5 protein-coding genes are annotated in these 14,366 nt (G+C 75.4%); all 5 read left to right on the top strand.

Annotation, left to right across the window (positions count from 1 at the left end; genetic code table 11):
• Positions 1-37: 37 nt before the first annotated feature.
• The 5 genes from OG710_RS25680 (at position 38) to OG710_RS25660 (ending at position 14,336) form a co-directional block, all read left to right on the top strand.
• Positions 38-1,069, top strand: a complete 1,032-nt coding sequence (locus tag OG710_RS25680) for a TauD/TfdA family dioxygenase (protein WP_330241432.1) — start codon at positions 38-40, stop codon at positions 1,067-1,069.
• A gap of 8 nt (positions 1,070-1,077) precedes the next feature.
• Positions 1,078-2,910 carry a non-ribosomal peptide synthetase gene (locus OG710_RS25675; protein ID WP_330241431.1) on the top strand — a complete coding sequence of 611 codons (1,833 nt, stop codon included), beginning with the start codon at positions 1,078-1,080 and terminating at the stop codon, positions 2,908-2,910.
• Positions 2,911-2,969: 59 nt separating this feature from the next.
• Positions 2,970-6,791, top strand: coding sequence for a condensation domain-containing protein (locus OG710_RS25670; RefSeq protein WP_330241430.1), 3,822 nt, complete (start codon positions 2,970-2,972; stop codon positions 6,789-6,791).
• A 181-nt stretch (positions 6,792-6,972) separates the two neighbouring features.
• Positions 6,973-14,124 (top strand): amino acid adenylation domain-containing protein, encoded by a 7,152-nt coding sequence (locus tag OG710_RS25665; protein ID WP_330241429.1) that lies wholly within the window; start codon positions 6,973-6,975, stop codon positions 14,122-14,124.
• Complete coding sequence (locus OG710_RS25660) at positions 14,121-14,336, top strand: MbtH family protein (RefSeq protein ID WP_111339046.1); 216 nt, start codon at positions 14,121-14,123, stop codon at positions 14,334-14,336. Before OG710_RS25665 ends, OG710_RS25660 begins: the two co-directional genes overlap by 4 nt.
• Positions 14,337-14,366 lie beyond the last annotated feature (30 nt).

Below are 14,366 nucleotides of genomic sequence, written 5' to 3'. Positions count from 1 at the left end.
GACCCCGCCCCAGCAAGCCGAGAAAGAGGAATCCACCGTGACCGCTCTCGCCCAGCCGCCCGCCACCGGTATCGCTCCCGTCCGGGAGCCCGGCAAGCCGGTGATCGTCCATACGCCGGAGTTCGGCTCCATGGCGGAGGCCACCGCGTGGCTGAACGCCCAGCAGGCCGCGATCCAGGCGGAGTTGCACCGGTCCGGTGCGGTGATGCTGCGCGGGCTGCCGGTCCGGGACGCGGCCACGTTCGCCGAGGCGCGGGACGCGCTGGTCGCGGAGCGGGCCGGGTACAAGGAGAAGGCGACCCCGCGCACCGACTTCGGCGAGGGCGTGTTCTCCTCCACGGACCTGCCGGCCGTCCAGCCGATCCGGCTGCACAACGAGAACAGCTACACGCTGGACTTCCCCGGTGTGCTGCTCTTCGGCTGTGTCACCGCGCCCGAGACCGGCGGCGCCACCACCGTCGGGGACATGCGGGCCGCGCTGGCCCTGCTGCCGCCGGAGCTGACCGCGCGGTTCGCGGAGGCCGGCTGGCTGCTGGTGCGCAACTACTCGGAACTGGCGGGGATGCCGTGGCGCAAGGCGTTCTCCTCGGAGGAGCCGGCCGGGGTGCGGGAGTACTGCGACGCGCACGCCATCGGCTACGAGTGGCTGGACGAGGACAGTCTGCGCACCCGGCAGCGGCGGTCGGCGATCATCACGCACCCGGTGACCGGCGAGCGCGTCTGGTTCAACCACTTCGCGTTCTGGAACGCCCGCAGCCTGGACGAGGACGTCCGTGAGGTGCTGGTCGAGACGTTCGGCACGGACGGGCTGCCGTTCAACACCTACCTCGGCGACGGCACCGCCCTGACCGACGCGGAGGTGGACGCCATCAACGACGCGTACCAGGCGGTCACCGTACGGGAGAGCTGGCAGGCCGGTGACGTGATGCTCGTCGACAACATCCTCTGCGCGCACGGCCGCGAGGCGTTCACCGGGGACCGGAAGATCCTCGTCGCCATGGGTGAGCCGGTGCCGCTGTCCGACTGCTCGCCCGCCTCCGCCCCCTCCACCACCCTGTACGGAAAGTGAGCGCCGCCATGACCGCCGTACTCCCCGAGCGCCCGACCACCACCACCGCCGCCGCGCACCCGGCCGGCTGCCCCTGCGAGACCTGTGCCTCCGCCGGGACGGGCGCGGCCGACCTGATGGCCCGGCTGGCCGCCGTGCCCGGTGACCGCACCGCCGTGGTCGCCGGCGACCTGGAGCTGTCCTTCGACGAACTGCGGGAGCGGGCCGCCGCGTTCGCGTCCGGCCTGGCCGGTCTCGGCGTCGGTCCGGAGAGCGTCGTGGCGCTGTGCCTGCCGCGCGGCGCCGACCTGGTCACCGCGATCATCGGCACGCTGACGGCGGGCGCCGCCTACCTGCCGGTGGACCCGGCGCTGCCCGAGGAGCGGCGGCGGCTGCTCCTGACGGACTCCGGTGCCGACCTGGTGGTCACCGACCGGTCCGGCGCGGTGCCGGCCGGGCCGCGTACGGTCACGGCCGGGGAACTGGCCGCCGGCCGGGGTGCGGCGTTCGCGCCGGTTCCGGTGGGGCCGGGGGCCCTCGCGTACGTCATCTACACCTCCGGCTCGACGGGCCGGCCCAAGGGTGTGGAGATCGCGCGGGGTTCGGCGGCGCTGCTGCTGCGGGAGCTGGAGGACGAGGGCGCGGCGAGCGGCGAGGGCCGGCGCGTCGGCTGGAACGCCTCGCCGTCGTTCGACGCGTCGGTGCAGCAGTGGGTGCGTCTGTCGCGCGGGGACACGCTGGTGATGATCGACGAGGAGACCCGGCGCGACCCGGCGCTGCTGGCCGCGTTCGTGGACGACCGGGGCCTCACGGATCTCGACATCACGCCGTCGCACGCCGAGCCGCTGCTCGATCTGCTCACCCCGGACGGGGGCCCGCGCCCGCTGACGCTGCTCGTCGGCGGCGAGGCGATCGGCCCCGCGCTGTGGGACCGGCTGGTGGCGGCCCGGCGGGCGGGGCTGCTGCGCGCGGTGAACGTGTACGGGCCCACCGAGTGCACGGTCGACGCGACGGCCGGCTGGATCGAGGAGCCGGGCGAGCCGCACATCGGCGCCGTGCTCCCCGGACTGCGGATGCGGCTGCTGGACGAGCGCCTGGCGCCGGTCGGGCCGGGCGGGGCCGGGGAACTGTATCTGGCCGGTCCCCGGATCGCGCGGGGCTACCGCCGCAGCCCGCACCTGTCCGCGCAGCGGTTCGTCGCCGACCCGTTCGGCGCGCCGGGTGAGCGCATGTACCGGACCGGGGACCGCTGCCGGCTGCTGCCGGACGGGCGCCTGGTGCACCTGGGGCGGCTCGACGGGCAGGTGAAGCTGCGCGGGCACCGGATCGAGGTGCAGGAGATCGAGGCCGCGCTCGGCCTGGCCGGGGCCACCGAGGCCGCGGTGGTGCTCGGCGAGGACGCCGGGGGCACCCCGTGTCTGATCGCCTACCACCGGGGCGGGGACGGCGAGGGCTTGCGTACGGCGGTGGCGGCCGCGCTGCCCGCGTACATGGTGCCGTCCGCGTTCGTCGCCGTGGACCGGTTCGCGACGACGCCCAGCGGCAAGCTGGACCGGGCGGCGCTGCCGGCCCGGATCGAGGCGAGGGCGCCCGCGGGTGACCCGGCGCCGGGTGCGGGTCTCGACGGGCGGGCCGAGGAGCTGATCGGGCGGGTGTGGGCGCAGGTGCTGGGCGCCTCGTCGATCGGCCCGGACGACAATTTCTTCAAGCTCGGCGGCCACTCGCTGCTCGCCATCAAGCTGGTCTCGCGGGTCCGTGCCGAGCTGTCCGTCGCGCTGCCGGTGAAGGCCGTCTACGCCCACCCGAGGCTGCGCGATCTCGCCGCCCACATCGAGGAGTTGTCGGCCGCCGCGCATGGCTGACCGCCCGCGTCCCGGCCCGTTCCCCCGCCCGCCCCCGCCCTTCCCGAGGAGCAGCAACCGTGATCCCCCTCTCATACGCGCAGCACCGGCTGTGGTTCCTGAACCGTCTCGAAGGTCCGTCGTCCGCGTACAACGCGCCCGTGGTGCTGCGCCTTGACGGGGTGCCCGACCGGCAGTCCCTGGAGGCGGCGGTGCGGGACGTGGTGGAGCGCCACGAAGTGCTCCGCACGGTGTACCGGGCCGTGGACGGGGAGCCGTACCAGCACATCGTCGGCGATCCCGGCGTGCGGCTGGAGGTGCACGCGTGCGGGCCGGGCGACGACGTGGACGCGCGGGTCACCGCCTTCGCGCGGCTGCCGTTCGACGTGACCCGCGATCTGCCGCTGCGGGCCCGGCTGTTCACGGTGCACGGCGGCGATTCGGTGCTGGTGCTGCTCGTCCATCACATCGCGACGGACGGCTGGTCCGTCGGCTGTCTGCTCAAGGACCTCGACCGTGCCTACACGGCCCGGTGCGAGGGCCGCGCACCCGGGTGGGAACCCCTGCCCGTGCAGTACGCGGACTATGCGCTGTGGCAGCGGGACATGCTCGGCGACCCCGCCGACCCCGACAGCCTGGCGTACGAACAACTCGCCCACTGGCGCGCGGAGCTGGACGGCGCCCCGGCCGCGACCCGGCTGCCCGCCGACCGTCCCCGCCCCGCCGAACCGAGCCACCGGGGAGCGCTGGTCACCGCCCGCCTCTCCGCCACCGCCCACAAGGCGCTCGCCGCCACCGCCCGCGCCCATCGCGCGACGTTCTTCATGACCGCACGGGCCGCCCTGTGCGCCGCGCTGGCCGCGGCCGGGGCGGGGCCGGACGTGGTCGTGGGCACTCCGGTGGCGGGCCGGCCCGAGGAGGATCTGCACGACCTCGTCGGCTTCTTCGTCAACTCGCTCGCCCTGCGCGCCGACCTGTCCGACGACCCGGACCTCGGCACGCTGCTCGACCGGGTCCGCGAACGGGACCTGGCCGCCATGGCCCACGAGGACCTGCCGTTCGACCTGCTCGTCGAGGACCTCAACCCGGAGCGCTCCCTCGGCCTGCACCCGTTCTTCCAGGTCATGCTGACCACGCAGACCGCGCAGGACACCCACTGCGCCCTGGGGGCCGTATCCGGCACCCTCGACGCCGCGGACCTGGCCACCGCCAAGTTCGACCTGAGCTTCAACTGTGCCGAGACGTACCGCCCGGACGGCGAACCCGGCGGAGTACTGCTCGGCCTGAGCTACGCGACCGACCTGTACGACGAGGACACGGCGCGGCTGCTCCTCACCCTGTTCGACCGGGCGCTGACCGCGTACGCCGAACAGCCGGCCGGCACACCCCTCAGCCGGGCCGGGCTGCTCTCCGCCCCGGAGCGGGCGGAGATCGACCGCCGTCACCAGGCGCTGGACCGGGCCGCGCGGCAGACCGCCGAAGCGCCGGGCGAGCCGCGCGACGGCGGCGGGCGGCGCGGCGCGGGCGCCGACCCGCGCGAGGAGATCCTGCGCGGCCTGTTCGCGGAGGTGCTGGGCCGCGACGAGGTGGGGCCCGACGACAGCTTCTTCAAGCTGGGCGGGCACTCGCTCCTCGCCGGGAAGCTCACCAACCGCATCCGCAAGGCGCTCGGTGTCCAGGCCGCCATCCGCGACGTGTTCCTGGCGCCCACCCCGGCCCGGCTGCTGCGCCGGCTCGCCGAGCAGGGCGACGGGCCGGTCCGGCCGCCGCTGCGCCCGGTGCCGGCCGCGCTGCGGCCCGCGCGGCTTCCGCTGTCCGCCGCGCAGCAACGGCTCTGGTTCACCGACCAGTTGGAGGGGCCGAGCGCCACGTACAACATTCCCGTGGTGACGCGGCTGCGCCGCCCGGTCGGCCGGGCCGCGTTCGCCGCCGCGCTCACCGATGTCGCACGGCGGCACGAGGTGCTGCGGACGGTGCACCGGTCGGCGGACGGCGAGCCGTACCAGGAGGTGCTGGAGCACGCCGAGCCGGTGCTCGACGTCGTACGGGCGGACGGTCCGCGGGAGCTGCGGGCGGCCGTGGACGCCGCCGCCGGGTACGTGTTCGACCTGGCGGCCGAGATCCCGTTCCGGGCGTGGCTGATCGAGGAGGCGGACGGGGGCCAGGTGCTGGTGCTGCTGGTGCACCACATCGCCGGGGACGGCTGGTCCACCGGCTGCCTGCTCGCCGACCTGGACCGCGCCTACCGGGCACGGTGCGCGGGCGGGGCGCCGGACTGGGAGCCGCTGCCCGTCCAGTACGCCGACTACACGCTGTGGCAGCACACGTTGCTGGACGGCGAGCACGGGGTGGCCGGCGAGCAGCTCGCGTACTGGCGCACCGCGCTGGACGGGATGCCGCCGCTGCTTGCGCTGCCCACGGACCGGCCGCGGCGGCCCGAGCCGGACGGCCGGGGCGCCCTCGCCCCCTTCGAGGTGGGCGCCGACACGCACCGGGCGCTGCTGCGGTGTGCCCGGCAGCACGGGGCGACGCTGTTCATGGTGGTGCAGGCGGCGCTCGCGGCGCTGCTGACGCGGCACGGGGCGGGCGAGGATCTGGCGATCGGGACGACCGTGGCCGGCCGGGGCGACGAGGCGCTGCACCCGCTCGTCGGGTTCTTCGTGAACACGCTGGTGCTGCGCACGGACACGTCGGGCGACCCGGCGTTCACGGAGCTGGTGCGCCGGGTCCGGGAGGCGGGTCTCGGCGCGTACAGCAATCAGGACCTGCCGTTCGACCGGCTGGTCGAGCATCTGAGCCCGCACCGTTCGTCCGCGCACGCGCCGCTGGTGCAGGTGATGCTCCAGGTGCACGCGGCGGGGGCCGGGGACGCTTCGGCGGCCGGGTCCTCGCTGGACGGGGAGCCGGTGCCGTTCCGGGGTGCCGGGGCCAAGTCCGACCTGACGTTCGCGCTGACCGAGACGGTGGGCCGGGACGGGGCGCCGGCCGGGCTGCGGGGTGTCCTGGAGTACGCGACCGCGCTGTACGACGCGGACACCGCCCGGCTGCTGGTGCGCCGGCTGGCCGCGCTGCTGGACGCGTGCGCCGCCGAGCCGGGCGCGCCGCTGTCCGCGCTGGGCGGGGAGGAGCCCTGGCCGGGCGGTCCGGAGGTGGTGCTCGACGCGCGGGGGTGCCGGGTCCCGGTCCGGGTGCCGGGCGAGGTCCACGAGGAGGTGCCCGGTGGCGGGCTGCGGGCCACGGGGCGGCGGGCGTACCGGGACGCGGGCGGGGTGCTGCGGCCGGTGGCCGTGCACACGGTGAACGGGTATCCGGTGGAGCCGGGCGAGATCGAGGGCGTACTGACCGGGCATCCGGCGGTGACGGGGGCGCGGGTCCTGGTCCGCGACGGGCGGCTGCTGGCCGTGGTGACCTGCGCGCCGGGCACGCCGCCCGCCGAGGGTGCGGTGCGTGCCTGGGCGGCCGAGCGGCTGCCGGAGTACCTGGCGCCGGACCGGGTGGTGCGGGCGGCGCGGCTGCCCGAGCCGGGTGAGGACCCGGCCGCGCTGCCGGAGGAGGAGGCGCCCGCGCCCGGAGCCGGGGCCGGAGCGGGGGCCGGGGGCGCGGACGGGCGGCTGCTGGGGATCTTCCGGGAGGTGCTGGACGGGCGGGAGATCGGCCCGGACGACAACTTCTTCAAGTCCGGCGGGCACTCGCTGCTGGCGGTGCGGCTGCTGAACCGTATCCGCGCCGAGTTCGGCCAGGACCTGACGCTGCGCGATGTGTTCCGCAATCCGACGGCGGCCACGCTGTCCGGGCGGCTGCTGGGGGCGGTGGCGGACGCGGTCGAGCCGGAGGGCGCCGGTCCGGTCGCGGCGGCCCCGGCGCTGCGCCGCCGTACGCGGGCGGGCGCCCGGCGCGGATGAGGTGACCGGAGAAGGGGCGGGGGCGGGGAGCGGCAGCTCCCCGCCCCCGCTTTCTGCCGCTCGGAGCTGCCGGGCGGACTGCCGAGAGGGGCGGTCCAGGGCCCCTAGCGTGGGAGCACGGAGGCGAGAGGAACCGATCGCCCGCCCCGGTCTCTCGGCCCCAAGCGGAGGAAACCCCAGGATGCCCCCCATCAGAACGGAAGACCTGCTCGACGGCGGCCCCTCTCCCGCGCCCGCCCCGCCGGTGCTCGATCTCATCGCCCAGCAGGCGCGCACCCGGCCCGAGGCCGTGGCCCTGGTCCATGACACCGTCCGGCTCACCTACGCGCAGCTCGCCGACGCCGTGGCGGACCGGGCGCGGGCGCTGGCCGCCGAGGGCGCGGGCCCCGGCCGGCTGGTCGCGCTGCACCGGCCGCGCGGCGTCGACGCCGTCGTCGGCCTGCTCGCCGTCCTCAGCACCGGCGCCGCCTATCTGCCGCTCGACATCCAGGCCCCCGACGCCCGCAACGCGGCCATTCTGGCGGCCGGCTGCGGAGACCCCGCGCCGACGCCCGCCGAGGTGGCCGCCGCCGGTGAGCTGGTCCTGCCGGGGCCCGGCGCACCGGAGGACGCCGCGTATGTGATCTTCACGTCCGGGTCGACCGGTACGCCCAACGGGGTCGTCGTGGCCCACGACTCGCTCGCGCACTTCGCCGCGGGCGCCGTGCCCGCGTACGGCATCGGGCCGGACTCCCGGGTCCTGCAGTTCTCGCCGCTGCACTTCGACGCCAGCGTGCAGGAGGTGTTCGCGACCCTGGGGGCGGGCGGCACCCTGGTGCTGCGTACCGACGACATGCTGGACGTACGCGATCTGCTCGCCGGCTGCGCCCGCCACGGGATCACCCTGCTCGACCTGCCGGCCGCGTACTGGCACGAGCTGGTGCATGTGCTGACCACCGGCGCGGTGCGGCTGCCGGACTGCCTGGAGACGGTGATCATCTACGGCGAGGCCGCGCTGCCGGAGCGGGTCGCCCAGTGGCGGGAGCTGACCGGTGAACGGGTGCGGCTGCTGAACGCGTACGGGCCCACCGAGACCACGGTGGTCGCCACCGTCGCCGACCTGACCCGCCACGGTGCGGGGCCGGTGCCGATCGGGCGTCCGCTGCCCGGCGTCCGGGCCGCCGTCGTCGCCGGTGAACTCTGGCTGCTCGGCGGCGGGTTGTCGCGCGGCTACCTGGGCAACCCGGAGCTGAACGCCCGCCGTTTCACCGAGCTGGACGGGGAGCGCGCCTACCGCACCGGGGACCTCGTCACGATCGGCGCGGACCGGCAGATCCTGTACCACGGGCGCCTCGACGACGAGGTGAAGATCGGCGGGCAGCGCATCGACCCGGCCGCCGTGGACTCCGTCCTCTCGGCGCATCCCAAGGTCCGGGAGGCGGCCGTCGTCGCCCAGCGGGACGCGGACGGGGTGAAGCGGCTCGTCGCCTTCGTCGTCACCGAGGGCGGCGTCGGGGCCGAGGAGCTGCGCGCCCTGGTGCGTGAGCGGATGCCCGCCGCCGCCGTACCGGCCTCCGTGGGCATCGTCGCCGCGCTGCCGCGTACCAGTTCGGGCAAGATCAACCGCAAGGTGCTGCGGACCACGGACCCCCGGCTCTGCGTCGTCCACGAGGAGCCGCTGCCCGCCGAGGACCGGGTGCCGCTGTCGCACGCGCAGCGCCGGCTCTGGCTGCTCGACCAGCTCGACGGCCCGTCGTGCGCGTACAACATGCCGATCGTGCTGGAGCTGGACGGGATACCCGACCGTACGGCGCTGGCGGCGGCCGTGCACGATCTGGTGGAGCGCCACGAGGTGCTGCGCACGGTGTTCCTCGCCCCGGAGGACGAGCCGTATCAGCATGTGCTCGCCGCGTCCGTGGTCCGTGCCCGCACGGTGGAGTGCCCGGCGGCCGAACTGCGCGGCCGGGTCGCCGGTTTCGTCTCCGAGTCCTTCGACCTGTCGCGGGAACTGCCGTTGCGGGTCGCGCTGTTCGTACCGGAGGACGGGGCCGGGGACGGGCCCGCGGCGGTGCTGGCCGTGCTCCTGCACCATGTCGCGGGTGACGGCTGGTCGCTGGCGCCGCTGATGAACGACCTGGCGACCGCCTACGCGGCCCGGCTGGCGGGCCGCGCGCCCGAACAGGAGCCGCTTCCCGTCCAGTACGCCGACTACACCCTCTGGCAGCACGACGTCCTCGGTTCGCCCGACGACCCGGACGCGGCCGTCTCGCGCGGGCTCGCCCACTGGCGGGCCGCGCTCGACGGGCTGCCCGCCGTCACCGATCTGCCGCTGGACCGGCCCCGGCCCGCCGTGCCGGACCACCGGGGCGGCCTGGTCACCGCCCGGCTCGAACCGGCCGCGCACACCCGGCTCGTCCGGCTGGCCGACGCGCACGGCGCGAGCATGCTGATGGTCCTGCAGGCCGCGCTCGCCCTCGCCCTGCGCGCGGCGGGGTGCGGGGAGCGGGTCGCCGTGGGCACACCGGTCGCGGGCCGCGACGACGAGGCGCTCGGGGCGCTGGTGGGCTTCTTCGTCAACACGCTGGTCCTGCCGGCCGATACCTCGGGCGATCCGGCGTTCGGCGAGCTGCTGGAGCGGGTACGCGACACGAGCCTGGCCGCCTACGCGCACCAGGGCGTCCCGTTCGACCTGCTGGTCGAGCGGCTGAACCCGCCGCGCACACCGGGCGTGCACCCGCTCTTCCAGACGATGCTGACCCTGCGCACCGCCGCGCCGGACGACGCGCCGTTCGCGTTCGGCGGGCTGACCGGCCGCTTCCGGGCGGACGGCCCCGCGACCACCAAGTTCGACCTGACCGCCGCGTGCGTGGAGCACCGCGGCGCCGACGGCACGCCCGCCGGCCTGGAACTCGGCCTGGAGTACGCCCGCGACGTCCTGGACGAGGGCACCGTCCGCCTCCTCCTGGGCGCCCTGGAACGGGCCCTGCGTACGGCGGCCGAGCGCCCCGGAACGCCCGTCACCGATACGGAGCTGCTCGGCGCCGACGACCGCTGGTCCCTGGCCGCCCGCCGGACCCGGGTCGCCGCGCTCCGCGCACAGCGGGCCGCCGAGGCCGCGGCCGCCGCGCGGACGGACGGGGCACCGGAGGCGGAGTACGTGGACACGCTGCGGGCGATGTTCGCGGAGATCCTGGGTCTGGACGAGGTCGGCCCGGACGACGGGTTCTTCACCATCGGCGGCCACTCCATGAGCGGGGTGCGGCTCGCCAACCGGATGCGCGCCCGTCTGAACGTCGACGTCCATGTACGGGATCTGCTGCTGGCGCCGACCCCGGCCGCCCTGGCCCGGCGTATCGCCGTCGCCCGGCCGGTCTCCGAAGGGGCGGGGCCGGCCCTGACCCGGCGCATGGAGCGTCCGGACCGGCTGCCGCTGTCGCGTGCCCAGCGCCGGCTCTGGTTCATCGACACGCTGGAGGGGCCCAGCGCCTCGTACAACATTCCGCTGGTGCTGCGCCCGCGGCAGCCGCTGGACGCCGGAGTCCTGGCCTCGGCGCTGGCCGATGTGGCCGCGCGGCACGAGGTGCTGCGCACCCGCTACCGGTCGGTCGACGGGGAGCCGCACCAGGAGATCCTGGCCGGCGTGCGGCCCGTGCTCGATGTGCGTACGGTGCCGGCCGGACAGTTCCGGGCCGCCGTCGCGGCCGCGGCCGGGCATGTGTTCGACCTCGCCGAGGAGATACCGCTGCGGGCCGCGCTCCTGACCCCGGACGACGGCGGCGGGCAGCTGCTGGTGCTGCTGGTGCACCACATCGCCGCCGACGGCTGGTCCACCGGGCCGCTGCTCGCGGACCTGGCCACCGCGTACACCGCCCGCGCCGAGGGCCGCGCGCCCGAGCAGGAGCCGCTTCCCGTCCAGTACGCCGACTACACCCTGTGGCAGCGGGAACTCCTGGACGGGCCCGGCGCGCAGGACCACCTCGCCTTCTGGGAACGCGCGCTCGACGGCGCGCCGCCCGTCCTGGAACTGCCCGCCGCCCGGCCGCGTCCGGCGGAGGCGACCCACCGGGGCGGCCACGCGCCGCTGACCGTGGACGCCGCCACGCACGAGGCCCTGGAGGAGCTGGCCCGGCGCCACGGCGCGACGCTGTTCATGGTGGTGCAGGCCGCCCTCGCGGCGGTCCTCACCCGGCACGGCGCCGGCACCGATCTGCCGCTGGCCACGATGACGGCCGGGCGGGACGACGAGGCGCTGAGCGATCTGGTCGGCTTCTTCGTCAACACGCTCGTCCTGCGCACCGACACCTCGGGCGATCCCGCGTTCACCGAGCTGCTGGAGCGGGTACGCGACACCGACCTGGCCGCCTACGCCCATCAGCGGCTGCCGTTCGACCGGATCGTGGAGCATCTCAACCCGGCCCGCTCCACCGCCCACCACCCGCTCACCCAGTACGTCGTACAGCTCCACCACGACTACACGGACACCGGAACCGACACCGGCACCGGGACCCCGCTGCTGCGGCCCGAGCCGGCGCCGCTGGAGGAGCTGTCCACCAAGTTCGACCTGACGCTCGCGCTGTGGGAGCGCAAGGACGAGGAGGGCCGGCCGGCCGGTCTCGCGGGCGGCCTCGAATACGCCACGGACCTGTTCGGCGCCGGCACGGCCGCGCTGCTCGCCGCGCACATCGGGCGGCTGCTGCGCACCGTCGCCGCCGACGCCGGGACGCGGATCGGCGCGGTGGACCTGCTCACCGCCGATGAGCGGTTCCGGCTGGTCCACGAGTACAACGACACCGCGACGCCGACCCGCGACCGGGCCTCGGTGCACGAGCTGATCGCCCGCCGGGGCGTGCTCACGCCGGACCGCCCCGCCCTGATCACCGACGCGGAGACGGTCGGCTACGGCGAACTGGACGCCCGCGCCGGCGCGCTGGCCGCCCGGCTGCGCGCGGCCGGGGTGCGCCGGGGCGACAGTGTGGGGGTGCTCCTCGAACGCGGGGTGCCGCTGGTGGTGACCGCGCTCGCCGTCCTCAAGTGCGGCGCCGCCTACGTCCCGCTGGACCCGGCCCTGCCGGCGGCGCGGATCGCGCTCATGGTCGAGGACGCCGGCCTCCGCCTCGTCGCGACCGACACCGCGCACACGGGCACGCTGCCCGGCGAGGTCTCCGTACCGCTGCTGCCGGTCGACGCACCGGCCGGGGACACCGTACCGGCGCCGTTCGAGGCCGTACCGGTGGCCGGGGACGACCTGATGTACGTGATGTTCACCTCCGGCTCGACGGGCCGCCCCAAGGGCGTCGGAGTCACCCATCGCAACGTCACCGAACTCGCCGTCGACCGCGACGTCCTGGCGGGCGGCCCTCGGCGGATGCTGGTGCACTCCGCGACCGGGTTCGACGCCTCGGTCTTCGAGATGTGGGTGCCGCTGATCAACGGCGGCAGTCTGGTGATCGTGCCGGGCGACGGCACCGACCTCGCGGAGACCGGGCGTGCCGTCCGGAACCACGGCGTCACCGCCGCCTACTTCACCGTGGGTCTGTTCCATGTGATGGCCGACGAGGCGCTGGACACGCTGCGGCTGCTGCGCGAGGTGTGGACGGGCGGCGACGTCGCGTCACCGGCCGCCGTGCAGCGGGTGCTGACGCACTGTCCGGACACCGTCCTGGTGCATTCCTACGGGCCCACCGAGACGACGTTCGCCTCGCACAACCAGTGGCTCACCGGCGGCCGGGGCTCGCTCGGCGCGGCCGGGCTGCATCTGGGCCGGCCGATGGACAACACCCGCAGCCACGTCCTGGACGGCGCGCTGCGGCCCGTGCCGCCGGGGGTGCCCGGCGAGCTGTACATCGCCGGTACGCATGTGGCGCGCGGCTACACCGGGCGCCCCGACCTGACCGCCGAACGCTTTGTGCCCGACCCGTTCGAGGCGGACGGCAGCCGGATGTACCGCACCGGCGACCGGGTGGTGTGGACGCCGGACGGCGAACTGCGGTTCCTGGGCCGGGCGGACGGCCAGGTCAAGCTGCGCGGGGTACGGATCGAGCCCGGCGAGGTCGAGCACGCGCTCGCCGCCCATCCGGAGGTCGGCCAGGCGCTCGCCGTGGTCCGCGAGGACCGGCCGGGCGAACGGAGCCTCGTCGGCTACGCGGTGCCGCGCGCCGGCCGCACCGTCACCGGGGCGGAGCTGCTGGCCCTGGCCCGTACCGCGCTGCCCGCCCATCTGGTGCCCTCGGCGGTCGTGGTCCTGGACGCCCTGCCGCTGACGGTCAACGGCAAGCCGGACCGCCGGGCGCTGCCCGCGCCGGACCGGCCGGCCGCCGCGCACCGCGCGCCGCGCAACGCACGCGAGGAGGTGCTGTGCGGGCTGTTCGCCGAGATCCTGGGCGTGCCGAAGGTCGGCCTCGACGACAACTTCTTCACCCTGGGCGGGCATTCGCTGCTCGGTGTGCGCCTGGTGAGCCGGGTGCGGTCGGTGCTGGGCGTAGACCGCGGGGTGCGGGACCTGTTCCGGGCGCCGACCCCGGCCGGGCTGCTCGGCGCGCAGGACCCGGACGGCACGGCCGGCGCCATGGGGGTGCTGCTGCCGCTGAACGTCCGGGGCAGCCGCCGCCCGCTGTTCTGCGTGCATCCGGGCACCGGGGTCGGCTGGTCGTACGCGGGCCTGGCCCGCCACCTCGGGGACGACCAGCCGCTGTACGCCCTCCAGGCCCGCGCGCTGAGCGAGCCCGGTCACCGGCCGCGCACGGTCGAGGAGATGGCCGACGACTATCTGGAGCGCATCCGGCAGGTCCAGCCCTGGGGCCCGTACCGGCTGCTCGGCTGGTCCTTCGGCGGGATCGTCGCGCACACCATGGCCGTCCGGCTGCGCGCGGCCGGTCAGCGGGTCGAGCTGCTCGCGCTGATGGACGTCCACCAGACGGGGCCGGGCAGTGTCTCCGTGCTGCCGCCCGAGGAGCTGGAGTCGGCCGTGCCGCTGGGCGAGGAGGAGCTGCCGGCCGCGGTGGAGCGGGTGCGCCGCGAGGACCCGGTCCTGGGCGGGTTCAGCGTCGGCGAGATCCGGGCCGTGCTGCGCGCCTCGGAGACCCACGCGACGCTCATGTCCCGGCACGTTCCCGGGGTCGCCGACACCGGCGCGGTCTTCTTCACGGCCCGCAGGCCCGGCGAACCGGAAGGCGCGCTGGCCGCCACCTGGAATCCGTTCCTGACCGGGACGGCGGAGAACCACACCGTGGAATGCGGCCATCTCCGGATGACCGAGGAAGAACCTCTCGCACACATCGGGAAAGTCATCGCGGAGAAACTCTCCGCACTGCAGGAAGAAACCCTGCGGGAAAATGAAACGAGGAGTTATTCATGAGCGACATCGTGAACCCTTTCGACGACGCCGAGGGCTCCTTCCACGTCGTGGTGAACGACGAGGGCCAGCATTCCCTCTGGCCGGCCTTCGCCGACATCCCGGCGGGCTGGAACAGCGTCTGGGGGGCCGGTGACCGGGCAGCCGCCCTGGAGTACATCACCGCGAACTGGACCGACATCCGCCCCCGCAGCCTGGTCGAGCAGTACGCCTGACCGGTCTTCCGACCCCGGCCGCGCCCCGCA

The organism is Streptomyces sp. NBC_00525 (assembly GCF_036346595.1).
Classification (GTDB): Bacteria; Actinomycetota; Actinomycetes; order Streptomycetales; family Streptomycetaceae; genus Streptomyces.
This window is presented reverse-complemented; position numbering and strand designations above follow the sequence as displayed.